At 44.6% G+C, this 24817-nt stretch carries 22 protein-coding genes; 9 read left to right on the top strand and 13 right to left on the bottom strand.

The genetic code is table 11. The features are described from left to right. Nucleotides 1-64 precede the first annotated feature (64 nt). From RBB12_RS10895 to mnmA, 3 genes are read right to left on the bottom strand one after another with little or no spacing between them, the layout of a single operon-like run. A complete protein-coding gene (locus RBB12_RS10895; protein WP_179385471.1) occupies nucleotides 65-541 on the bottom strand; it encodes a hypothetical protein in 477 nt (158 codons plus the stop codon). 50 nt (nucleotides 542-591) lie between these two features. Continuing rightward, entirely contained in the window at nucleotides 592-1533 is a 942-nt protein-coding gene (locus RBB12_RS10890; RefSeq protein ID WP_306014403.1) for an NAD(P)H-dependent flavin oxidoreductase, read from the bottom strand. A gap of 55 nt (nucleotides 1534-1588) precedes the next feature. Next, nucleotides 1589-2779 carry a tRNA 2-thiouridine(34) synthase MnmA gene (mnmA, locus tag RBB12_RS10885; protein ID WP_306014404.1) on the bottom strand — a complete coding sequence of 397 codons (1191 nt, stop codon included), beginning with the start codon at nucleotides 2777-2779 and terminating at the stop codon, nucleotides 1589-1591. Nucleotides 2780-2981: 202 nt separating this feature from the next. Here mnmA and RBB12_RS10880 point away from each other — a divergent pair, with 202 nt between their 5' ends. Then, nucleotides 2982-4862 carry a fasciclin domain-containing protein gene (locus RBB12_RS10880; protein ID WP_306014405.1) on the top strand — a complete coding sequence of 627 codons (1881 nt, stop codon included), beginning with the start codon at nucleotides 2982-2984 and terminating at the stop codon, nucleotides 4860-4862. A 265-nt stretch (nucleotides 4863-5127) separates the two neighbouring features. Here the strand turns inward: RBB12_RS10880 and RBB12_RS10875 are convergent, their stop codons facing one another. From RBB12_RS10875 to RBB12_RS10860, 4 genes are all read right to left on the bottom strand, one after another. Continuing rightward, entirely contained in the window at nucleotides 5128-5676 is a 549-nt protein-coding gene (locus RBB12_RS10875; protein ID WP_306014406.1) for a DUF6515 family protein, read from the bottom strand. 83 nt (nucleotides 5677-5759) lie between these two features. Further along, entirely contained in the window at nucleotides 5760-7634 is a 1875-nt protein-coding gene (gene yidC, locus RBB12_RS10870) for a membrane protein insertase YidC (protein ID WP_293290072.1), read from the bottom strand. 65 nt (nucleotides 7635-7699) lie between these two features. Further along, complete coding sequence (locus tag RBB12_RS10865) at nucleotides 7700-9334, bottom strand: CTP synthase (protein WP_306014407.1); 1635 nt, start codon at nucleotides 9332-9334, stop codon at nucleotides 7700-7702. Between the two features lie 49 nt (nucleotides 9335-9383). After that, entirely contained in the window at nucleotides 9384-9626 is a 243-nt protein-coding gene (locus RBB12_RS10860; protein WP_293285075.1) for a DUF3820 family protein, read from the bottom strand. Between the two features lie 43 nt (nucleotides 9627-9669). On the opposite strand from RBB12_RS10860, the gene RBB12_RS10855 reads away from it, so the two are divergent. Further along, a complete protein-coding gene (locus RBB12_RS10855; RefSeq protein ID WP_306014408.1) occupies nucleotides 9670-10533 on the top strand; it encodes a hydroxypyruvate isomerase family protein in 864 nt (287 codons plus the stop codon). 90 nt (nucleotides 10534-10623) lie between these two features. Here RBB12_RS10855 and RBB12_RS10850 read toward each other — a convergent pair whose 3' ends face one another. After that, nucleotides 10624-10821 (bottom strand): hypothetical protein, encoded by a 198-nt coding sequence (locus RBB12_RS10850; RefSeq protein WP_306014409.1) that lies wholly within the window; start codon nucleotides 10819-10821, stop codon nucleotides 10624-10626. A 272-nt stretch (nucleotides 10822-11093) separates the two neighbouring features. On the opposite strand from RBB12_RS10850, the gene RBB12_RS10845 reads away from it, so the two are divergent. Further along, nucleotides 11094-11342 (top strand): DUF6364 family protein, encoded by a 249-nt coding sequence (locus tag RBB12_RS10845; RefSeq protein ID WP_293285069.1) that lies wholly within the window; start codon nucleotides 11094-11096, stop codon nucleotides 11340-11342. Beyond that, nucleotides 11339-11761, top strand: coding sequence for a PIN domain-containing protein (locus tag RBB12_RS10840; protein WP_306014410.1), 423 nt, complete (start codon nucleotides 11339-11341; stop codon nucleotides 11759-11761). The genes RBB12_RS10845 and RBB12_RS10840 overlap by 4 nt, the downstream gene beginning before the upstream one ends. Before the next feature lie 67 nt (nucleotides 11762-11828). Here RBB12_RS10840 and RBB12_RS10835 read toward each other — a convergent pair whose 3' ends face one another. Genes RBB12_RS10835 through guaA form a run of 4 tightly spaced genes read right to left on the bottom strand, consistent with a single transcriptional unit; the run spans nucleotide 11829 to nucleotide 16447 of the window. Next, the gene (locus RBB12_RS10835) at nucleotides 11829-12362 is read right to left on the bottom strand and encodes a DUF922 domain-containing protein (protein ID WP_306014411.1); all 534 of its coding nucleotides are present in this window, start codon (nucleotides 12360-12362) and stop codon (nucleotides 11829-11831) included. Beyond that, nucleotides 12350-12754 (bottom strand): OsmC family protein, encoded by a 405-nt coding sequence (locus RBB12_RS10830; protein WP_306014412.1) that lies wholly within the window; start codon nucleotides 12752-12754, stop codon nucleotides 12350-12352. The genes RBB12_RS10835 and RBB12_RS10830 overlap by 13 nt, the downstream gene beginning before the upstream one ends. Continuing rightward, nucleotides 12732-14918: a LysM peptidoglycan-binding domain-containing protein gene (locus RBB12_RS10825; RefSeq protein WP_306014413.1), complete on the bottom strand. Its 2187-nt coding sequence runs from the start codon at nucleotides 14916-14918 to the stop codon at nucleotides 12732-12734. Before RBB12_RS10825 ends, RBB12_RS10830 begins: the two co-directional genes overlap by 23 nt. Next, complete coding sequence (guaA, locus tag RBB12_RS10820; protein ID WP_306014414.1) at nucleotides 14915-16447, bottom strand: glutamine-hydrolyzing GMP synthase; 1533 nt, start codon at nucleotides 16445-16447, stop codon at nucleotides 14915-14917. The genes RBB12_RS10825 and guaA overlap by 4 nt, the downstream gene beginning before the upstream one ends. 208 nt (nucleotides 16448-16655) lie before the next feature. On the opposite strand from guaA, the gene pgmB reads away from it, so the two are divergent. Next, nucleotides 16656-17315 (top strand): beta-phosphoglucomutase, encoded by a 660-nt coding sequence (gene pgmB / locus RBB12_RS10815; RefSeq protein WP_306014415.1) that lies wholly within the window; start codon nucleotides 16656-16658, stop codon nucleotides 17313-17315. A gap of 200 nt (nucleotides 17316-17515) precedes the next feature. Here pgmB and bshC read toward each other — a convergent pair whose 3' ends face one another. Next, nucleotides 17516-19120 carry a bacillithiol biosynthesis cysteine-adding enzyme BshC gene (gene bshC / locus RBB12_RS10810; RefSeq protein WP_306014416.1) on the bottom strand — a complete coding sequence of 535 codons (1605 nt, stop codon included), beginning with the start codon at nucleotides 19118-19120 and terminating at the stop codon, nucleotides 17516-17518. Nucleotides 19121-19279: 159 nt separating this feature from the next. Here bshC and RBB12_RS10805 point away from each other — a divergent pair, with 159 nt between their 5' ends. The 4 genes from RBB12_RS10805 (at nucleotide 19280) to RBB12_RS10790 (ending at nucleotide 24812) form a co-directional block, all read left to right on the top strand. Further along, complete coding sequence (locus RBB12_RS10805; RefSeq protein ID WP_306014417.1) at nucleotides 19280-21727, top strand: M14 metallopeptidase family protein; 2448 nt, start codon at nucleotides 19280-19282, stop codon at nucleotides 21725-21727. Nucleotides 21728-21914: 187 nt separating this feature from the next. Beyond that, nucleotides 21915-23162, top strand: coding sequence for a carboxypeptidase-like regulatory domain-containing protein (locus tag RBB12_RS10800; RefSeq protein WP_409557908.1), 1248 nt, complete (start codon nucleotides 21915-21917; stop codon nucleotides 23160-23162). A gap of 60 nt (nucleotides 23163-23222) precedes the next feature. Next, complete coding sequence (locus tag RBB12_RS10795; protein ID WP_306014419.1) at nucleotides 23223-24275, top strand: LD-carboxypeptidase; 1053 nt, start codon at nucleotides 23223-23225, stop codon at nucleotides 24273-24275. Nucleotides 24276-24431: 156 nt separating this feature from the next. Beyond that, entirely contained in the window at nucleotides 24432-24812 is a 381-nt protein-coding gene (locus RBB12_RS10790) for a hypothetical protein (RefSeq protein WP_306014420.1), read from the top strand. The last annotated feature ends 5 nt before the right edge of the window (nucleotides 24813-24817 follow it).

Raw genomic sequence — 24817 nt, 5'->3', positions numbered from 1 at the left:
CCTAGATAAAAGATTGATTTTGCAACCAATTGGTTCTTTAGCGGTAAAGGTCAAAAAATATCGGCTATTGTTTCGCGGTAAATTCGTGGTTGGAGAGGCCCAAAGTTTGCAAAGAGGGAAGTTTGCCTTCCAACAGCACAAATTCGGATTGGGGTTGTACCCATCGTTTTTTTCTTTTCAAATCAAGCTTGGAATACCTTCCCCGTAGGCGTCTTCTATCATCCTTCTTGGCAAATAGGTCGATGGTTACCCCAACGGTGACACCGCCCAAAATGGTAGCGGCCAGGTCATCATTGTCCCATCCATTATTTTGCTGTCCGGCATCTACGGTTTCTTTGGCCAGTCCTATCAAGGTACTTCCCGCTACAGAACCTACAAAAGTCCAGATACGGTTACCATCGGAGGCCTGTTTGGCAATTCCCGCTCCGGCCAAGCCAAAGAGGTTGCCACCCAAAAAATGGAGTGCTTTGTCCCGCTCCACTTGCCCATGGCAATGCGAGGCGAGCACAAAAAAGAGTAGTGTGGGGATTAGTGTTCTCATTGCGCTGGGCTAAATATATCAAAAGTTTCCGAAACTTTTTGCCCAAGCCATCAATTGCCGCATATTTCGGCTTTGGCCTTACGGTATTCATCCAAAAGTTCCGCGACAATATCCGCCGCAGGGGTAATGCTGTGTATCAAACCGGATACCTGGCCAATTTCAAGTTCGCCCTCTTCCATATCCCCTTCGAACATACCTTTTTTGGCACGCGCCCTACCTAACAAAGCTTTTAGCTCTTCGGTAGTTGCGCCTTTGGCATAAGCGGATTGGACATCATTATAAAACTTGTTCTTGAGCAAACGCACTGGGGCAAGCTCTTTCAAGGTCAATTGGGTATCCCCTTCTTGGGCATCTACCACGCGTTGTTTAAAAAGAGGGTGCGAAGAGGCTTCGGGCGATGCCACAAAACGACTCCCCACCTGGACACCATCGGCACCCAAGACCATTGCCGCCAACATCGCCCGTCCCGTGGCAATACCCCCAGCAGCGATGAGGGGAATATGTATTTTTTCTTTTACGGAAGGAATCAGTACCATGGTGGTGGTTTCGTCGCGCCCATTGTGCCCACCGGCTTCGAAACCTTCGGCCACAACGGCATCCACACCTGCTTCCTGTGCTTTGAGGGCAAACTTTACACTACTCACCACATGCACCACGGTAATACCCTTCTCCTGCAGAAATGAGGTCCATGTTTTCGGGTTTCCGGCGGAAGTAAATACAATCTTCACCTCATGCTTTACAATAGTGTCCATCAACTTTTCGATGTCAGGATAGAGCATGGGCACGTTCACCCCAAAAGGCTTGTCGGTTGCCTTTTTACATTTGATGATGTGCTCTTCCAACACTTCGGGATACATACTTCCTGCGCCCAAAAGACCAAGTCCTCCGGCATTGGACACTGCAGAGGCCAAACGCCAACCGCTGGCCCATACCATCCCAGCTTGGATGATGGGATATTCGATTCCGAAAAGTTCTGTGATTTTGTTGTGCATGAAAACGGTTCTTCAAGTTTTCAGCAAAATAATCAAATTTAGGCAGTATTACCCCCTAGGAAATTACCCCGGACCCTATCAGCTCATCCTCCACATACCACGCAGCAAACTGACCTTCGGTAATGGCAGATTGTTTTTCCTTGAAATCGACAAACAAGCCATTCTCTACTTTGTAGAGCGTTGCGGACTGGAGCGGCTGACGATAACGGATGCGGGCCATCACCTCCATTTTGCCATCTACATCGAGGGCCAAATCGGGGCGTACCCAATGCAGCTCATCCTCTTTAATGAACAAGGTATTCCTGAGCAAACCCGGATGTGATTTGCCCTGCCCTGTGTAAATAATATTTTTGTCCACATCGGTGTCGATTACGAATAACGGCTCCTTTGTTCCCCCCACGTTCAAGCCCTTGCGTTGGCCAATGGTAAAGTAATGTGCGCCTTGATGCTCTCCCACGACCTTTCCATCCGTTTCGGCATAAACGGGTTTTTCGGCTTGGAACAACAATCGTTCCCTTTCGTTTTGGAACTTGGGCACTGCAGTGGCAAATTGATGGGCATCACTGGGTACCTCAACAATGACTCCTTTTTTGGGCCTTAATTTTTGTTGAAGGAATTCGGGCAGATGCACCTTTCCGATAAAGCACAATCCCTGTGAGTCCTTTTTGTCGGCCGTAATTAAATTGTTTTCCGCAGCAATCTTTCTTACTTCAGGCTTCAAGAGTTCCCCGATAGGAAACAAGGTCTTGGAAAGCTGTTCTTGGGAAAGTTGGCATAGGAAATAGGATTGATCTTTATTGGGGTCTTTTCCTGACAAGAGTTGATATGTTTCGGTTCGATCGGTATTTTGAATAGTCCCTTTTCTACAATAATGTCCGGTCGCGACATAATCCGCCCCCAATTGCAGGGCAATTTTTAGGAAGACATCAAACTTGATTTCGCGATTGCATAGCACATCGGGATTAGGCGTTCGTCCCCGCTCGTATTCGTTGAACATATAATCCACGATACGCTCCTTATATTCCACGCTCAAATCAACGGTTTGAAAAGGGATACCCAACTTTTCCGCTACGATCAACGCATCGTTGCTATCCTCCAACCAAGGGCATTCCTCGGAAATGGTCACGGAATCATCGTGCCAATTCTTCATAAAAAGCCCGATTACTTCGTATCCCTGCTCTTTGAGCAAATAGGCGGCTACGCTGGAATCAACTCCTCCCGAAAGTCCTACTACAACCTTTTTCATCAACTTGGTTTAAGGCTACAAAAATACAAATTGATGCTTATATAATATGATAAGGATGTCTTAAACCAAAAGTGTCCTAATGGTCTATCAAATGTTAATAAATCTATATTTTGTTAAATTTTTAATCAAAAATGTTAAACAATATTGTTGTTGGATTGTTTAATTATAGCTTTAAATAGTTAAACAAACATCTATAGACAACATGAAAACTTTAAAACAATTATCCCGACTAACGTTATTATTACTGTTCATTGGGTTCACCTCGTGCTCTGATGACGACAACGGACCCACTCCACCAGAAGAGACAGGTGACAACATTGTAGAAGCGGCCCAGGCCACTTCAGAATTGAGTTCCCTTGTGGCCGCTCTTCAAAAAGCGGATGAAAGTGCGAACAATGATTTGATAACCGCCCTAAGCGGAGAAGGACCTTTCACCGTATTTGCCCCAACCAATCAAGCCTTTACCGATTTATTGGCACAATTGGACGGCTATGATTCCTTGGATGACTTTAACTCACAACAGTTGCAAGACTTGCTTGCCGTTATCTTGACCTATCACGTAGTGGCCGATGCCTCTGTATTATCCACCGATTTAAGCGATGGACAGACCATTACTACCCTGCAAGGCTCTACTGTTCAAGTGTCTACACAAGGGGGAGTTTTCATTCAAGATGCCACCGACACTCCTGCGGAAGTGACCACTGCCGATATTGAGGTATCCAACGGAGTTGTACATATCATAGATAAAGTATTATTGCCACAAGCTGTTTTAGACGCTTTGGCCGATGTTATTTTGGTTCCAATTACCGATTTGGCCCTTGGAAACGAAAACCTAGAAAATTTGGTTGCTGCTTTGACCGCTGCCAATGGTGATCTTCCTACCGTATTGAGGGGTGATGGCCCCTTTACCGTATTGGCCCCAACCGATGAAGCCTTTGAAAACTTCCTTGACGGAGCTGCCCTAGGAGATATTCCTGTGGATGTGCTGACCAATGTACTACTTAACCACGTAATCAGTGGTGAGGTAACTTCCTCTGACTTGACCACACTTGGCTCTGGCTACACCAGCACTATGGCAACTGGAGCAGGAGACCAAATGGTAAGTTTGTTCTTCGATACGTCCGACGGTGTGACCTTTAACGGAGTATCTTCCGTAGTGACACCAGACGTTAAAGCCCTGAACGGTATTGTTCACGTAGTGGATGCCGTAATCGACATTCCAAATATTGTTGACCATGCCGTTGCCAATCCAGGACTTACCTCTTTGGTAGGCGCATTGACTGATGGCGGAAACACCACATTCACGGACTTGCTATCCAACGAAGAAGAGTTATTTACCGTATTCGCCCCTGGAAACGATGCCTTCAGTGCATTTACCAATCCAAATTCCAACGATTTGAATGCTATCTTGTCCAACCACGTAGTTGTTGGAGCCGCTGCATTCTCCGTTGATTTGACCAATTCTTATGTAAACACAGCTGCCGAGTTTGCTGCAGATGAAAACTTAAGTCTTTACATCAATACAGATGATGGTGTGACACTGAACGGAATAAGCAACGTCGTGACTGCCGATATCGTTGCCAGCAACGGAGTAATTCACACCGTGGATGCTGTAATCGATTTGCCAACAGTGGTAACCTTCGCAGTTGCTGACCCAACATTCGATTCTTTGCAGGCCGCATTGACCGCTGAAGGACAGCCTGACTTTGTGACCACCTTGTCCGGTGCAGGACCATTTACTGTATTTGCTCCTACCAACGACGCTTTCCAAGCCCTATTGGATAGCAACGATATGTGGAATGGATTGGCAGATATCGATGGTGGCTTGTTGACCAGCGTATTGCAACATCACGTAGTGTCAGGAGCTAATGTGCGCTCAGGAGATTTGACAGACGGAATTACTGCCACTACTTTGGAAGGTGACGACATCACCATTAACCTACCTGGAACAGGTGATAACATTGCCGATATTACCGACGGAGCCGGAAACACAGGCATTGGTATCATAGCTGTGGATGTACAAGCCAGCAATGGCGTCATCCATGCCGTGAATACCGTATTGATTCCCGATACAATGAACTAATTAAAATTGAATCATAGATAGTGCGAAAAGCCTCCTCAATTTGTTTTGAGGGGGCTTTTTATCGAATGGATATTACCGTTCGTCGATGACACATCAACAAGGGAATGGTTACCCACAAAAAGGAGCTGTTTTACAACTTTTAATTTTTTGGGTGAAGGTTATGCCGCATCTTTGGAGTCCCAAATCTTTCCAAACTAAACCTGTAAATGGAAACTCCCCCAAGACCTTCTTGAGGGAGTTTTTTTATGTAGTAAATGGATTTGTTTTACTCCTCAGGTTCTTCTTCCAACACCTCGATGATCTCATACCCATTTTCCACTTCTTTGTAGACCGCTTGGTTCAGTTCGTGCATGGTCACTCCATCAAAGTCGATTTCCTCGGCATCTTCTGGCAGTTCATTCACCACGGCACCAACAGGAGGGGCGGCCACTTCGTACTCACCTTGTTTCTCCAAATAAAATACACCGTCTGCGTACTGATAAGGAACACCTCGAACAACGATACGGACGGCAGCTACGGGCAATGCCCTTAAACGGAGTCCCCTGGCGGGAAAGGCACGAACATATACTCCCCGTCGTTTCACAAAATACATTCCGCCCACGGGATAGTAGGTCACATTTCGAAAAACCAAAGGTCTGGTGTTTGCAGGCAGGCGTCTAAGCGTCCTTCTGACCACACGTCGGTTATGGCGACGTACTTTTCTTCTTACGGTTCGCCTTTCTTCAGGGGTTCGCCTTACTTGGGCCTCTACATAATCGGTAGTTCCCAAAGCGAGGAACGCAAATAACAAAAGAGCCAATCTCATATTTTTCATCATATTGAATTAATGGTTAACCCCACTTTGACATCTTTTGATGCCAAAGGTTTAATCGGGTCACCTAAAATTCAACAGAAAAATTATTTTCTCTTTCCTAATTTCTTTTGTTCCTCGGCCTGTTCCATCATTTCGCGCATTTTACGCTGGAACTTGTTTTCCTTTTTGGGCTTTTTCTTGTTCTCCTGAATCTGGGCATGGATTTTATTCTCATCCAAGATATAATTCTTGATGGCCAACATAATAAAGATGGTAATCAAGTTGGAGATAAAGTAGTACAAACTCAACCCACTTGCGTAGTTGTTGAAGAAGAACAACATCATAATGGGCGATAGGTACATAATAAACTTCATGTTCGGCATACCGGGCTGTTGTTGCATTTGCATGCTCTGCCCTGTGGTCATCTGCATGTAAAAGAAAATCGCTACGGAAGCCAAAATCGGGAACAGGGATACGTGATCGCCATAAAATGGTATGGTAAATGGCAGTTCAAAAATGGTATCGTAAGAGGATAGATCCTCGGCCCATAAAAACGATTTTTGGCGCAGCGCGAACGATGTGGGGAAGAACATGAAGAGCGCGTAGAAAATGGGCAACTGTAATAAAGCTGGCACACAACCGCTCATGGGGCTCACCCCAGCTTTGTTGTAGAGCTTCATCGTCTCTTGCTGTTTTTTCATGGCGTTGTCCTTGTACTTCTCGTTGATTTCGGTAATCTCCGGTTTCAATACTTTCATCTTCGCTTGCGACAAGTAGGACTTGTAGGTTACGGGCGAAAGCGCCAATCGAACCAAAATAGTCATGATAATAATGGCGATTCCATACGGCAGGAACGAACTCAAAAAGGTATAGAAAGGTGTAAATACGTAGCGGTTGATCCACCCGAAAATACCCCATCCAAAAGGAATGGAATCCGCCAGACCCAAATCGGTGTAGTCATCCAAGACCTTAACATCCGTAGGACCGTAGTACCAATACATATTTTGTGAAATCTCTCCACCTTGGAACTCCAAAGGAGCCCTTGTGGTATAAGCCTTGGTAAATTGCAACTCCTTGCTTTCTTCCTCCACCAAATTGGTAGAGGTCAAATCGGCAGTCTTAAAATGGTTATCAGTTGCCAAGATGGAACTAAAAAAGTGCTGACGGTAGGACAACCATTTGACGTCCACTTCGGTTTCCTCATCAAAATCGCTGCTTTCCGACAGCTTGCTGATGTTTCCATCGTCGTGGTTATAGGTCAATCGGGTATATCGATTTTCGTATTGGACACTTTTGTTGTGTCGGATTCCTTTCAAGTCCCATTCCAAGGTCACTGGTTTGCTGGTATTGAAAACTCCATTCAATCCTTGGGAACGAACGGTAAAGTCCACCAAATATTCGTCGGGTTTCATTTCGTACCGATACTCTAAGTATTGGTTACTGGCCACTTTGGCCTTCATGGAAAGTACTTGATTGTCCCCACTTTGGGACAATGACGGCTCAAAATATAGGTCTGCCGTATTGAGCACTCTATTGTCGGTCGTAGTAAAATTCAATGCAAAGTTGGCATTGCCATCCTTCACCAAATACACTGGAACGGAGTCGTAGGTGACAAAATTCTTCATTTTGGCCTCCACGATCTGTCCGCCTTTATTGGAAACTTCCAGTTTAAGCACTTCATTTTCCAAAAGGGTGGTTCCCTCCCTTGTCGGGGTGAATCCAAAGGCACCTACCGTGCTTTTGTATTGTGCCACCGCTGTGGAATCGCTCAGGTCGATGGTCTTAACTTCTTTTACGGGAGCCTTTTTGGTCGCTTCTTCTTGTGCCTGGGCCTCTTCCGCCTCAACTCTTGCCTGCTCGGCTTTTTGTGCCTCCAACTCTTCTGGCGTAGGCTGATTTTGGTAAAACATGTAGATGAGTATCCCAAAAATCAGTACAAATCCAATAATGGATTTAATATCCAGCTTCTTTTCTTCCATGAATATTGTTTAGTAGAACTATGTTACGGTATTCCAGTGGGCAAATATATGCCCAAAACCGCGTTTTATGCCAAACTGGCATTGTTTTGTTTATGTTTTTGGGTCAACACCGCCTTTACGAACCCTACGAACAACGGATGTGGGCTTGCGACGGTACTTTTATATTCCGGATGGTACTGTACTCCCACAAACCAAGGATGCGATGGGATTTCCACCACTTCCACCAAACCGGTCTTGGGGTTTAGGCCTGAGGCGATCAAGCCGGCCTGCTCCATCTGTTCCTTATACTTATTGTTGAATTCGTAACGGTGTCTATGGCGTTCCTCAATATCGGAGCTGCCATATACTTGTTTTACCAAGCTACCTTCTTGTAAGTGGCAATCCCACGCACCCAAACGCATGGTACCGCCCATATCGGTGATGGATTTCTGTTCCTCCATCAAACTAATGACAGGGTCCGGTGTTGTTTTGTCCATTTCGGTGGAATTGGCCTTAGAAAGTCCAAGTACGGTTCGGGCAAATTCAATCACTGCCATTTGCATGCCCAAACAAATGCCCAGAAAAGGAATGTTATTTTCCCTCGCATATCTTACAGCGGTCACCTTTCCTTCGATACCGCGCTCCCCAAAACCGGGAGCTACCAAAATACCATCGAGACCCTGCAATTTCTTTTCAATATTTTTTTCTGATAGATGTTCGGAGTGAATCGATTTCACCTCCACCTCCACCTCATTGGCCGCTCCTGCGTGGATAAATGCTTCTTGTATGGACTTGTAGGAATCGGGTAGCTCCACATATTTTCCGATCAACCCAATAACAACTTTATCCTTCGGATTTTTATGGCGTTGCAAAAATTCTTTCCATTGGTCCAAATTGGGCTCCACGGTATTGGTGAGTGCCAATTTTTCCAAGGCTACCGTATCCAAGCCTTCTTCCTGCATCATCAATGGTACATCGTAAATGGTGGATGCATCGATGGATTGGATTACGGCCTCTTTCTTTACATTGCAGAAAAGGGCTAATTTTTGTTTGATATCCTCCGAAATCTGATGCTCGGTGCGGCATACCAATATGTCTGCCTTTATACCGCTTTCCATTAAGGTTTTTACCGAGTGCTGCGTGGGTTTTGTCTTTAATTCACCCGCTGCCGACAAAAAGGGCACCAAGGTAAGGTGGATCACAATTCCGTTATGTTCGCCCAATTCCCAAAGCAATTGCCGAACCGCTTCAATGTAGGGCAAGGATTCAATATCACCCACAGTCCCGCCAATCTCAGTGATCACAATGTCGTAATCGCCACTGTTCCCTAAAATTTGGATGCGTTCTTTGATCTCGTTGGTGATGTGGGGCACTACTTGTACCGTTTTGCCCAAAAACTCCCCTCTTCGTTCCTTTTCGATTACGCTTTGGTAGATTCGACCAGTGGTCACGTTGTTGGCCTGTGATGTGCGAACGTTCAAGAAGCGCTCATAATGTCCAAGATCCAAGTCGGTTTCGGCACCATCATCGGTCACGTAACATTCACCATGCTCATACGGATTAAGGGTTCCGGGGTCCACATTGATGTAGGGATCTAACTTTTGGATGGTGGTTCGGTAACCCCTGGCCTGCAGCAATTTGGCCAAGGATGCGGCGATGATTCCCTTACCCAATGAAGAGGTAACGCCTCCCGTAACGAAAATGTACTTGGTATCTGACATATTGATCTTTCTATTACGGGGCGTAAAATTACTAATTGCTGGGCAAAAATCAGGTAGATTTGCGAGGAAAATCTTTTTGTAGCTTTCTTATCAAGGGTTCTAGGTTGTTGTCCTTAATGGTGAGCATGGTATTGAGATAGTTGCCCAGCTTGCCTTCGGGAAACCCTTTTTGCCGGAACCATACCAAATAGGCCAAGGGCAGATCTACCAGATAACGCCCCTTATACTTACCAAAGGGCATTTTGTAATGTGCCAGTTCCAAAAGTTGCTGTGAATCGGGACGTATTTCCATTTATAGGCCTAAAATACTATCTTTCCAAGAACAAATCCGTAAAATGAAACGTAGAAATTTTATCGCCACGGCCGCAATCGGCTCCGCAGGTCTGGCCTCAACCTCAGCCATGACCGCTTCCCAAGCTCCCAGTAAGGAGTTCAAACTCAAGGGGAACATCAACCACAGTGTATGCGAATGGTGCTTTAGCGATATTCCGCTGGAAGATTTTCTAAAAACCCTGAACGAGTTGGGCGTTAAGGCCATTGATTTGGTGGGTCCCGATAGGTGGCCCATTTTAAAAAAATACGGCATCCACTGCTCTATGTGCAATGGGGCCGAGATAAGCCTGACCGAGGGATGGAACAATCCCAAATATCATAAACAGCTCATTAAGAACTATACGGAAATGATCCCGAAGGTGGCCGAAGCGGGCTACACCAACCTCATTTGTTTTAGCGGCAATCGGGACGGGATGAACGACTACGTTGGGTTACAAAATTGTGTGGATGGGCTTTCGCAGATCATGCCCTTGGCCGAAAAATATGGGGTAGTGATTCAAATGGAGCTTTTTAACCAAGTGAACCATCCAGATTATATGTGCGACAACTCCCTTTGGGGCGTGGAACTGTGCAAACATTTGGGCAGTGACAATTTTAAATTGTTGTTCGATATCTACCATATGCAAATTCAGGAAGGCGACATTATCCGAAGCATACAAAACTACCATCCCTATTTTGGTCACTACCATACAGCGGGAGTTCCGGGCAGGCACGAAATTGATGAAACCCAAGAACTGTACTATCCAGCCATCATTAAAGCTATCCACGATACCGGTTTTACAGGCTACGTGGCCCAGGAATTTATCGTGACCTGGGAGGATAAGATTGCTGCGCTCAAGGATGGTTTTTTAAGGTGTGATGTTTAGTTGATTACAAGTCTTTACTAAATTTTAACTAGGCATAATTTTCTTAAAACGGATGATGATTCATGGTAAAATGAAATAAATAGCTACAGTTTAAACACCCCTCAAAACCCGAACCACTCCCCTGAGTGCAGTGGCCACTTCCTGTAGCTCCTCTCTGGAAAAGGTATCCTCTTCCACATAAAACAACATTTCCACAGCCAAATCCAAATGTTCAGCTAAGGCCTCTGATGTACCATAGGTATCCGAAATTAAATGTGACAACTCATCTGTCTGTTCTAAAGAAACCAAACTTTTGCTTTTTACGGTTAGTTAGAAGCAAAACTCATAAATCTTCGACAGATGGATAGCCCTATTTATCGTACTAAAATCAAAATTGTAGGTAATAGATGGTGAATTTTTATTCTGATATTTTAGGTATTTCCTTAACCTTAATGTTCCAATACCCTTATTTTCCTAAGTTCCCGAAAAGACTTTCCCACCTACTACCTTCCATAACAGAAGGTTAAAAAGCAATCGTTATACGGACTAATTTAATATATTTGTACGTATAACCATTTCCTATGGATACCAAATTGACATTGAAGCTTGACCAAAAAATCATTGAACGGGCAAAAAAGTACGCTTCCAACAAGAAAATGAGCCTATCCCGAATTGTGGAGGCCTATCTGCAATCCTTGACCTCGGATATGGGCAAATCGGAGTTTGAAATCTCTCCCTTTGTAAAGAGTATCTCCACGGGAACCAAAATCCCGACCGATATCGACCCTAAAAAAGAATATTCCGAGCATTTGATGAAAAAACACCAATGAGCAGAAGAATTTTTGTGGACACCAATGTAATGCTCGACCTTTTGGGCGAGAGAGAACCCTTTTATGCGCCCATTGCCCAAATTGCTACATTGGCCGAAAAGAAAATATTGACCATGGTTGTCTCCCCTATTTCATTTGCCACGGTAAACTACTTTCTTTCCAAATATGAGAGTCCAAAAATAGCAAGGGAAAAACTGCGCAAATTCAAAATATTGTGCGAGATATGCTCCATGGACGAGCAAACGGTTGAGAAAGGCCTCAACACGCCTATCAAGGATTTTGAGGATGCCCTGCAATATTTCAACGCTACCGAATCTGGTTGTGAAATCATCATTACCAGAAATGGCAAGGACTTTAAACATTCTTTGCTACCGGTGATGACCGCCAGTGAGTTTTTGAAAAGTTTGAAGGATACGTAAAATCAACCAAAATTCTGTTGTCGGTCCTCCTATCGACCAAGCTCTAAATGATACATCCAAAGATGATTTAGGCTCCCGTCCTTAACGCTTCCGCAATTTTTCTGTTCCACTCCGCTTGCTTTTCCCTGTTTCGGGAAAAATTGGTCTCCCAGTCATATCGCTCTTGGTATTCCTGAAGTTCTTTGAGGATATCGTGGTAAATCTTGCGTACTTCTGCCTTCACATCATCCGAAAAAGAAGTGCGACGCAGTTTTTCGCGCATCTTTCGGGCAAATACCTCCGTGATATCAAAATGGAGCTGCTCGTGTGCCAAGGTATTTTCGTCGCAGAGCTCGGGCTTGTACCACGATTCATTGGGATAAAAATAGGCGTTTACCTCAAAGTCCAACTTTACTTCGTGGTGCAACAGATTGGCGGAATAGGAATAACTGATGCCGCTTGCGGTGGTGGCAGCTGGAGGCTGTGCTGGAGGTACCTTCCCCTTAAAGTCGGCCCAAGTAAGGCGAACATTTTCCGTCCATGGTACTCCCTCCTCGATTTCTTGTCCAAATCCCAAAAAAGCGAGCAAAAAGACACATGCTATGGAAATTATTTTACCCAATTAAATTCGATTGAACGTTCAATGTCGGGATGTAAGCTATAATGTACCGGACAGGTGTTAGCGGTGTGCACCAAAATTTTTCGGTGTTTCTCCGAAACGGAAGCTGGGAGTTCCATAGTTACTTCTATTTTGGAAATCCGTCTTGGGTTGGCGGCCATATGCTTGGTCACCTCGGCGGTTGAGCCCTCTAGATCTACTCCAAGGTCACGTGCCTTTATGCCCATCATGGTCATCATGCAGTTGGCCAAGCCGGTGGCCACGGTATCGGTGGGCGAAAATGCCTCACCTTTGCCGTTGTTGTCCACTGGGGCATCCGTAATGTATTCGCTGCCCGAACGTATGTGCACACAAGTGGTGCGCAGATTGCCGTTATAGGTTACTTTTGCTGTCATTTTTTTGCTCTACCTCTTTAATACGAAGATCGTCATATTCCATGATATAGCACGCCCTGTTAAAATAACCTGAGGTCCAATCATTATGATAATCGAAACCGTTACCGGCATACTCTGTCAAACCAATATATTTTGAGGTCTCGAAAAGATTCTTTTTATAAGCGAGTTTCAACAAAACATCCATGGTTACATCAAAGCCACGAACGGCATACCTGTCCGGCAACAGACCGTCATATTTTTTGGTATAGGCCCGAGTGAAAGTATCGTCGACCGTTTCGCGGTAAAACGAAGGATAGGTAAACTTCAAATTGGACAAATGCGCTTTGGAAACCGCCTCATCCTCAAAGGCCCCATTGTAACTGGTGGTAAACATGCGAACCTTAACCTGTTTATCGGTTTCTTCGGCATCCAATCTAGAGATGTTGGCAGAATTTAAAATAGATGTAACACTGGACACCATATTTACTTGGTCGGTCTCCAAAAACACCCAGTTTTCCTTTTCTTCTGAAAGTTGTACCAAAAATCTATCCAAGTGAAGCGATTTATTGTCGATTACCTTAGCGATCTGGGCTGAGGGGAATTTGCTCAAAATGGAATCGTGTGCCACTTGATGGGTCGAATCCGCGATGATAATGACATTTTCATCTTTGTGGATTTTTTCCATATAGGCCAACATTTTATCCCGAAGCACCACATCTCGGGGCACGGAGAAAAAGACATTGCTATGACTCAGTTTACTGTCGGACGCAATCGGTGCAATCACAGGGATATTTTTGGCAGCGGCTTGAACGGCCACTTCATCCAACGGACCAGCAGCCAATGGACCGATTACAGCATCAACACCGGTTAAATTTTCCCTTAGAAGGATTTCCTTGACCTTGGCTTGGTCCAATTGGGTATCATAGGTTTTGACATCCACGGACACCCCAAGCTTTTTGATGGAGTCCAATGCCACCATGGCTCCAGTATAGAAACCAAGGCTGATCGCTAAGTCCCTTCTATTTCTAATGAGTTCTTCCGCTTTTTGGGTGTCGGCTACATTCACCTTGTCCAATCGGAACGGCAGCATATACACCAACTTGGGCCTATTCGCCACATCGATGCTGTCCACCAAGTTGATCTTATCCAGCACTAGAGCATTCTTTACCTCCAACTCCTTTTCCTTTTCCTTGGGCAATTTCAACACCATTCCAGCCTTCAATCCATTTTCAAGTGCCGGGTTCAAACGGAACAGTTCGTCGCGGGTAATCTTTAAGTTTTGGGTAATCCTGAAGATGTTCTGCTTGGGTTTTACTTCGTAGAACACATAATTTTCAGTATTGACTTCGTTGCCTTTTTCGCGCTTCTTGGGCAAACGGACCACCATACCTTCCTTAAGTCCACCCTCCTTCATAATTTCGGGGTTCAAACGAACGATGGAATCCGTTGGAATGCCGTACTCACGCCCCAGACTGTAAAGTGTCATTTTGGGTGGTACGGTGTACGAAGTAAAGATTTCTGTCTTTTGTTCTTTGAGACTATCCCCCTTGGGTCTTGGCAATTTAAGTTCTTCACCAGCCGCCAAATAGTTGGTATTCTTATCCAATTCGGGATTCAGTACCAAAAGACTATCTACACTGATCCCGTATTTGTGCGCAATACTCCAACGGGTCTCTTTGGGCTTAACAGTGTAGATTTCAAAATCTAGCTCCTTCTCTTCATCCGGGTCTATTTCCGGATATACCGGAATCTGGAGTACCATGCCCTTGTCCAAGGTTTCGGAGTACAATCGGGTATTGTATCGCTTCAGTTGGTCCTCGGTAATATTATACTTTTGGGTAAGTCCAAAAAGGGTCTCCTTTCTGCGTACCCTGTGCCGCGCAAAGCGAATCGGTTTTACTTCTTCTTCCTGAGGTTCCTCCTTTTTGGTTACAGGTTTGGTTTCGGCAGGCTTACTGCCATTCAACGGAATGATAAGGATGGTATTCTCCTTCACATCGTCAGCTGTCTTGATTTCCTTATTGGCCTGTAAAATACTGTAAGGGGTCACCCGATATTTTTGCGAAATGCTCTTGAGAGTTTCACCTTCCTTTACCGCGTGGGTTGCATAGTTTTGTGCAGAAACCGGCACCATGGCCAACAAAAGAACCATGGTAACAACCAGTTGTAACATATATTTTTTCATTCCCATTCTATAGTTGCCGGTGGTTTTGAGCTAATGTCATACACCACTCTATTAACGCCTTTAACCTTATTTATTATATCATTCGAGGTTTTTTGAAGGAATTCGTAGGGCAAATTCACCCAATCGGCCGTCATACCATCGGTACTTTCTACGGCTCTGAGCGCAACACATTTTTCATAGGTACGCTCATCTCCCATAACTCCTACACTATCTACGGGCAAAAGCATGGCTCCGGCCTGCCAAACCTTGTCATAAAGTCCCCATTTTTTCAATCCTTCGATAAAAATGGCGTCAACTTCTTGCAAAATGGCCACCTTTTCTGCCGTAATATCGCCCAAGATACGGATTCCCAATCCTGGACCGGGAAAAGGATGCCTTCCCAATATTTCGGCCGGCATATCCATACTGGCACCAACCCTTCTCACCTCATCCTTGAACAACATTTTCAAGGGCTCCACAATTTTCAATTTCATGTAGTCGGGCAATCCTCCCACATTGTGGTGACTTTTGATCACCGCTGATGGACCTCCACTGGCCGAAACGGACTCGATCCTATCGGGATAAATGGTGCCTTGTGCCAGCCATTTTGCATTTTCCACTTGGTGGGATTCATCATCAAAAACCTCAATAAACACCCTTCCAATGATTTTTCGTTTCTTTTCAGGATCGGATTCGCCTTTCAAGGCATCCAAAAAGCGTGCCGAAGCATCAACGCCCTTTACATTGAGCCCCATGTACTTGTACTGATCCAGTACGCTTTCAAACTCATTTTTACGCAAAAGGCCGTTGTTCACGAAGATACAATACAGGTGATCTCCAATGGCTTTGTGCAACAACATGGCCGCCACGCTCGAGTCTACACCTCCAGAAAGTCCCAAAATGACCTTTTCATCTCCAATTTCTTTTCTTAGCTCCTCCACGGTGGTTTCCACAAAGGCATCGGGCGTCCAGTCCTGTTCCAGTCCTGCGATGTTCACCAAAAAGTTTTCGAGCAATTTGGTACCATCCGTGGTGTGGTATACTTCGGGGTGAAATTGTATCCCATAAGTAGTCTCTCCATCAATCTTGTAGGCCGCATTCTCCACATCGTGGGTGCTCGCCAACCGGATGGCGCCCTCGGGCAACTCCTTTATAGTATCGCTATGGCTCATCCAAACCTGGCTTCCTTCGCCAATACCGTTCAAAAAATCCTCTCCTTCTTTTACAAACGAAAGGTTGGCCCTGCCATATTCCCTAGTCGCCGAAGGGGCCACGTTACCACCATGAAAATGGGACAGGTACTGAGCACCGTAGCAAATGCCCAAAAGAGGTTTTTTTCCCTTGATGTTGGATAGATCGGGATGCGGGGCACTCTCCGAACGCACCGATGATGGGGACCCGGAAAGAATCACTGCTTTGTAATCGGACAAGTCTTCCGGCAGTTTGTTGTACGGTTTTATTTCTGAGTAAATGTTGAGTTCCCTAACGCGTCGTGCGATCAATTGTGTGTACTGGGAACCAAAGTCTAGGATGAGTACGTTGTTATGCATGGGCAAAAATAGCAATTTGCTTTAGTTGCAAAAGTATCTTTTAAAGGTTATTTATGACAAGTTTTCCCCATAAGTAATTCCAACGGGTTATCAACAGTTCTGCCGTTTTTGGATTCGCCCTACACCCGCCTTCGGAAAGAACATATTGCTATATAGTTTTTTTCTTAACTGATTTCATTATTTCTTTGCGGTCTAAACACTATTGACCATGATCAAGGGATTCATTTTTGATTTGGACGGTGTGATCACCGATACGGCCGAACTGCATTATGAAGCATGGAAGCATTTGTCCGACGATATGGACTGGGATTTCGACCGGGAACTCAACGAAAAACTGAGGGGAATCTCTCGAATGGACTCCATAAAAGTGATTATGGACCACAACCACGTTACTTTAGATGATGCCACGGTAGCGGAACTGGCCACCAAAAAGAACGATATCTATGTGGCAAGCCTTGATCACATGACCCCGGATGACTATCTGCCCGGCGCACGAGAACTTTTGACCCATTTACGATCCGAGGGATTCAAGGTAGCGTTGGGAAGTGCAAGCAAAAACGCCATAAAGGTTTTAAAACAACTGAACGCTACGCATTTTTTTGATGTTATTGGGGATGGGAACAGCGTTTCCAAAAGCAAGCCCGAACCGGACATTTTCCTTTATGCTGCGGAAAAATTGGGATTACCCCCAGAAAATTGTATCGTTTTTGAGGATGCTGAAAAAGGTATCGATGCCGCCAAGGCCGGAAAATTTCATAGCGTGGGCATAGGTCCCGAGGAGCGTGTTGGCCATGCCGATATCCGTTTCGATACCATGAAAGAGGCCACACTTTTTGAAGTGAAATCACATTTTAAAGATTTGTTTTAACCTCCACAAACCTTATAAAAAGCAAAAAGCCCCGGGAACCACTCCGGGGCTTTTCAATAAAATCAAAACCAACCTAAACATATGAGTTAACCAACTCAAAATTTAAATTTTCATAGCTATTTACAGTAATGGAACAACCTTGAAGGAAAATACCCTACCACAGTTCCCACCTTTTTTTAAAAAAAAATCAACGAATCCAATTAATCGTGACGAATAATGGTAAAATCTTTGGAAAATGGGTCCAGCGTTTTCAACAACAACGGAATAAGGTTTTCACCCATGTGCAGGTACATTTCGGAAAAGTTGAGTTGCCTTTCCTGTAAGGATTGATTGGGAAACAATTCGTTCTGCAGTTCGGTCAGGCGCACCACATGGTCCTTTAGCTTCCGCTTTTGAGCCCTCAACAAACGCTTTTCCAAATTGTCCAACCCTTTTTTTTGTTTCACTTCTTGGGCCTTTACGGCACCCAAAAAACTTTTGTCCGTTTTCTCGGCCAGCTCATACATGTGCTGAAATTGTTCTTCCAACAACTTTTTCTGGGGCGAGAAATCAATATCTATGTTGGAAATATCCCTAATTTTCTTGTTGATCAGCGAATGCTGCTTCATGAACAAATGGGATACCTTCAGGCCCATCCGCTCCACTTTTTCCGATTGTTTTTCGGTAATCAGCAAAGCTGAATTGCGTAACATCAGCATCGGAAACGTAACTCCCACCTCATCAAAATAGGACTTGAGCTCCAACCAATAGGCCAACTCACCTCCTCCTCCAATGTAGCAAAGGTTGGGCAGGATCACTTCTTGATAGAGCGGACGTGCCACCACGTTGGGCGAAAATCGTTCCGGATGTTCTTCCAGTTCCGCTAGGAGTTCTTCCTCCGTAAAGTCCAAATGGGTATTGATCACATGGTATTTCCCCTTTTTGAGTATAATACGTTCCCTGAGGCCATCTTCCAGATAAAAATAATTGATTTCCCTAGGGTTTACTTGAATGGTGTAATCCGAAGAAGCCTCCTGCAAAGCCTCGATGGTTTTATTTATTTTTTGATACGGAACATGCTCCAGCATATCCGCTTTGGCATAGGGTACCAATAGTTTTTTAAGCGCCTTATCATCACCATCAACAATCACTAGCCCTTCTTCCCCAAAGAGGGCGTTCGCCAGATAGCGGGTGGCTTCGGTCAATGTATCGTGCTCCAAGTAAGCCTTTTGGAACAGGGTTTTTAAATCGTCCGTTAGACCCAAATGGCCCAGTTCGGCCGCAAATACATCAAAAACCTCTTCCAGACCCTCCGTGGAAAGTCGGCCAACAGCTCCAGAAGCTTTTTTGTTCCAGAGTACCTTTTTGCCATGCAGGTTGAAATAGTTGATTTCCTCAAAATCATGGTCTTCCGTAGCCATCCAATACACGGGCACAAAATGGTTGCTGGGATATTGCTTGTTCAGCTTTTTAGCCAGATTGATGGTAGATATGATTTTATATAAAAAATATAAGGGTCCCGTAAACAAGTTCAATTGATGCCCGGTCACCACAGTAAAGGAGGTCTCCTTTTGAAGGGCCTCCATATTTTTTTGGGTCGCTTTGGAAGCTTCGATACCGTGATACTGGTTCTTTAGGGCTTGGACCAACACAGTGCGATTTTCTTTGGGGAAGTTGGCCATCTTCTCTTTAATCTGCGCCTCAAAATTTTCGGCCAGCGGATATCGGTTATAAAAAGGAGTCAATCCTTCTTTCTGTTCCAAATAATCGCAAATCAGTTGGGAAAAATAACCCGTCTCCCTAAAGGGTATACATTCTACTTCCATTCAATCGCTAATGAGGTGTTCAAAGATAAGTCTCTTCTTTTTTTCTGTTCCTAAAAATACGTTAATTGAATTTTACACAATTTTATACTCCAACCGTTCAAAAAATTAGGCATCTGCCTCAATTTATTAGTAGATTTGGTCGAACCAATTAACCCAAGCATGACCAGATTTTTATTTTCTCTCGCTCTTTTAGTAGCCGTTTCGGTATCTGCACAACAATTAAAATCCCCATCAGAATTTTTGGGATACGAACTCGGAACACAGTTCAGTCGTCATCACGAAGTGGTGGATTACTACGAATACTTGGCCGAAGCCGCCCCCGACAGGGTAAAGTTAACGGTCTACGGCCAGACCAACGAGCGGAGACCTCTCATTTTGGCCTATGTATCCTCAGCGGAAAACCTCTCCAATTTGGAAAACATCCGTCAGGAACATTTAAAGGATACAGAGGGCACTGGAAATTCAAACAAGGCTATTGTATGGTTAAGCTACAATGTACACGGCAACGAGAGTGTAAGCACCGAAGCTTCCATGAAAACCATTTACGAATTGTTGACCAATAAAAGTTCCTATTTGGAAAACACTGTGGTCATCATGGACCCGTGTATCAATCCAGATGGCCGGGACCGGTACAGCAACTGGTACAATCAATTCAAAAATACCCCATACCAAGTAGACCCGAACAGCAAGGAACACCATGAGGGTTGGTGGAGCGGAAGGAGCAATCACTATATGTTCGATTTGAACCGTGACTGGGCCTGGTTAACGCAGGTGGAAAGCCAGCAGCGCCTCAAGGTATTCAACCAATGGATGCCGCATGTGCATGTCGATTTCCATGAGCAAGGTGTGGACAATCCCTATTATTTTGCACCGGCCGCAGAGCCCTATCACGAAGTGATAACGGATTTCCAACGTGATTTTCAATTGACCTTGGGTAGAAACCATGCCAAATATTTTGATGCCAATGGTTGGTTCTATTTTACTAAAGAGGTATTTGACTTATTGTATCCAAGTTATGGGGATACCTACCCTATGTACAATGGTTCCATTGGGATGACCTATGAACAAGGTGGTAGCGGCAGAGCCGGATTGGGCATTATCACCTCTATTGGCGACACCTTGACCTTGAAAGACCGGATTGCCCACCACTTTACGACGGGACTTTCCACCGTAGAGGTGTCTTCCCAAAATGCACAAAAACTCAACGAAGAGTTTAGAAAATTCCACCAAAACAAGGCATTTAAGTACAAGAGTTATGTGTTACGAGGAGATAAAGACAAATTGGATGCCCTTAAATCCCTTTTGGAAAAACACAATATTGCTTACGGCGACCTTGAGAGCGGTTCTTACAAAGGGCACAGCTATAGTTCAGGAAACACAGGTAGCCTGACCATCAATAAAAACGGTATGGTCGTATCTACAGATCAACCCAAAGGAACCTTGGTAAAAGTGCTGTTCGAGCCCAATGCCAAACTTTCGGATTCATTGACGTACGATATTACTGCGTGGTCGCTCCCATATGCGTACGGATTGGATGCCATTGCCTCCACTTCCGCAGTGTCTCCGCAATCAGTACAACAGTCCATGGCAAGTTCCAACATCAACAGTGGGAGCTATGCCTATCTCGCGGATTGGAACAGCATGGAAGACGCCCGCTTTTTGGCAGCATTGCTCAAAGATGGCATACGGGTTCGCAAAGCGGATCATCCATTTGGCATCGAGGGCAAATCCTTTGATCGAGGCACCTTGATCATCACCAAAGGTGATAATGAAAACAAGGATGATTTTATCACTACTTTGCAATCCGTTGCCCAAAAATTCAACAAAGACCTTACGGCAACCAGCACCGGTTTTGTAGACTCAGGAAAAGACTTTGGTTCGTCATCCATACAAATGATCACCAAGCCAAAAATAGCCGTTTTGTCAGGTGGCCCCACCTCTACCCTAAGATTTGGAGAAATTTGGCACTTTTTTGAACAGCAATTACATTATCCGCTGACCGTAATCGATGATGAATATGCCGATAGAGTGGATTTAGACGAGTACCACATTTTGATTTTGCCCGACGGGCGTTATGGCAACTATTTTAGTGAAGACAAACTTTCCGAGTTGAAAATCTGGGTGCGCCAAGGTGGAAAAATTATAGCCATGGGAGGTTCCATAAATGCCCTTGATGGTGAAAATGGTTTCGGAATCAAACAAAAGAAAATGGAAAGGGATACCAGTGAAAATTCCCCACAACCTTATGAAGATTGGGAGAGGGAACGCATCAAGGGAGCCATTACAGGAGCCATCTTCAAAACAAAGGTGGACAATTCCAATCCTTTGGCCTATGGATACGGTGCAGATTATTTTACCCTAAAATTGGGCAGCAGCGCATTCGAGTATCTCGACAACGGCAATGCGGTGTACTTGGAGCAAAATACCAAACCATTTTCTGGTTTTGCCGGTACAGAAGCCCAAAAACGGATTTCGGAAACCCTAATTTATGGGGTGGAAAACTACGGTCGCGGCCAAGTTATCTACATGGTGGACAACCCGCTCTTCCGAGGGTTTTGGGAAAACGGAAAACTGTTTTTTGCCAATGCCCTTTTTATGGTAAACTAGGTAGCTTAACTGTTGACATTTAGAGGATTGTTTGGTTTTTTAACGAAATCCAACAAATAGGGTATGTCCTTTTTTTTGTATCTTTAGTAGAATGGAAAAAAAGAAAATTGCACCTATGTCACCTATCAACCCATCATTGATTTTAAAACCAAAACTCAACTCGTTGCCCATTGTGGCCCTATTGGCCATGCTATTCATCAATCCCTTTCAGGGACTGGCCTTACAGGAAGAAGCTTCGCCTGTGGAGTACAATGAATATAGCGGTGAGGTCAAAGAAGAATCGAGCAATAAATCCTTGGTCTTTGCCACCCTTACCGTAGAGGGAACCAATATTAGCACCATTACCAATACGGAGGGCAACTTCCTTTTAAAGGTCCCTAAGGAACACCTTGACAAAAACGTAATCGTTTCCTTTTTGGGCTACAGGACCAAGCAAATCCCTATTGCAAGTCTGCAACGCGAAAAGAACGAAATCTATCTTGAAATATCCGCGACCCAATTATCCGAAGTGAACATCAACGCTCCAAAGGATGCCATGGCACTCTTTAAGGAAACCTTGAAGAATAGAGGAGAAAATTACTTTACCGATCCCACTTTGATGACAGCCTTCTATCGGGAAACCATCAAAAGAAGAAGAAAGAATGTATCCTTGGCAGAAGCTGTGGTCAATGTCTATAAAACGCCATATAATATCAACAGAGAAGATGCCGTGGAACTTTACAAGGCAAGAAAAAGCACGGACTACAGTAAACTGGACACCGTGGCCCTTAAACTGCAAGGCGGGCCTTACAACACGCTCTATGTGGATTTGATGAAATATCCAGAATATATTTTTTCGGAAGAAATGATGGAAGATTACAAATTCACATTTGACCGTTCCACCCGTACCAACGACCAATTGATCTATGTCATCAAGTTTGACCAACGACCAGATGTGCTGGAGCCGCTTTATCGTGGGGAGATCTATATTGATGTGGACAAGAAAATTATGACAGGCGCCATATTTTCACTGAACATTACGGACAGGGATATGGCCGCACAACTTTTTGTCCGCAAAAAACCGGCGAAAGTCGACGTTTGGCCCACTGAAGTATCCTACCGGGTGGATTACCGGGAAAAAGACGGAAAATGGTTTTATGGCTACAGCAGCGTTTTCATGGAATTTAAAGTGGACTGGGCCGATAAATGGTTCAATTCACAATACAGCATGACCGCTGAAATGGCCGTTACCGACTGGGAAAAGGTCGGCAAGGACGAAAGACCGAAATATCGCCAACGGATACGTAAATCCGTCATCCTAAGTGATGAGGCCTCTGGTTTCTCTGACCCCGATTTCTGGGGAGAGTACAACATCATTGAACCCGAAAAATCCATTGAATCGGCCATTAGAAAGATTCAAAGACAACTTCGGAGAGAGGAGCGCAGCAGCGATTAATCCCATTTCTTCCATCTAACTGTTTGGATTTTTATCTTTGTGGTGCCTAATCCCATATAAATGTCCAAAAGAAGAAGTTTTCTAAAATCGGCCACTGCCCTTGGTGCGGCCACCCTTTTCCATCAAACTGGATGGAGTAATGCCCCCTCAGCCAAACCGTTGCCCAAAATAAAGCCCAAACGCTTGCAAATGGGCGATACTATTGGCTTGGTAGCTCCTGGGTTTGCTTTGGATACAGAGTCCATATATCTTGCGGTAGATACCTTAAAAAAAATGGGATTCAAGGCATTTTATACAGACCGAATTGAAGGCAATCACGGCTATTTTAGCAATACGGACGAAGAACGGGCGAAGGACATCAACGAGATGTTTGCCAATCCCGACATTGATGGTATACTCTGTGCCCGCGGCGGTTATGGCTGTACGCGAATTTTGGATTTGCTGGACTACGAGACCATTGCCAACAACCCCAAGGCATTTATTGGCTTTAGCGATATCACCGCGCTTATCAACACCTTTTATAAAAAGACAGGACTTGTTTGTTTTCATGGACCCGTAGGCAAAACATTGGACGATGAGTATAGCCAAGCCTATTTCAAAAAAGTTTTGATGGAGCCCCAAGAAGTGCTTCCCATTAAAAATGCCATTCTGGAAGACCCCAAACAGTACCGAAACAGTGAGTATTACAGGTACACTATTACACCTGGAATGGCAGAGGGTGAACTCGTTGGCGGAAGTTTATCGTTGGTAACGGCTATGATAGGCACCCCTTATGAAATTAATTTCACCGACCGTATCGTTTTTTTGGAAGATGTGGAGGAAGCTCCCTACCGAATCGACCGTATGCTGACCCAACTCACCCAAGTGGACACCTTTTTAAAAGCCAAGGGAATTGTATTTGGGGTATGCAAAGGATGCGACCGCAAACGGACCACGGATAATTTCACCCTTAAAGAAGTGATAACGGACAGGATTGCACCTTTGGGCATTCCCGCCGTGTATGGGATGAGTTTTGGACATATTCCACAGAACAGCACGCTCCCCATTGGAATCAAAGCTAGGTTCAATGCCTACAAAAAGCAGCTTCGTTTGATAGAAGCTGCAGTTAGCTAGTGGGGTTTCACCACTCACACCATTGGCTTTCATACATTTACATGGTGTTGATTTTGAAAAAAAACACGATATTGTGACATCGTTTTTCTTCAACCTCTAAAGAACGACAAATCAACCTCACCCAAATCTTGATTTGTTAATTCTTAACCTATACTAATGTCACATGTACTTCCTAGGTTCTCCAGACCTATAAAAAGCAAGGGTAGTCCGCGAATGGATGTATCTTACTGGAGCAGGGCAATGGATGCCTACGATGCCAAAAATTACAGGCAAGCCCTATTGGAAACCATCAATTACATCAATTCGGATGTATTGCAAAACCATTCTTTGAACGATGACCTCCAAATTGTTCATGGGCAAGGTTCAGCAGAAATATGCATCTCCATATCGCAGGATATGTTTTCAGTGAAGGCCCCCTTTGTAAAAATCACGGAGAAAACCAACAAGGTACCGCTATTTAGAAAAGTGGCGGAAATCAATTTCAATCCGTTGACCCCTAGCCCAAATACGTCGGAAACAAGACGTTTTGTGGTTTGAGTATG

This window comes from Allomuricauda sp. MMSF_3307, from assembly GCF_030733585.1.
Classification (GTDB): domain Bacteria; phylum Bacteroidota; class Bacteroidia; order Flavobacteriales; family Flavobacteriaceae; genus Flagellimonas.
This window is presented reverse-complemented; position numbering and strand designations above follow the sequence as displayed.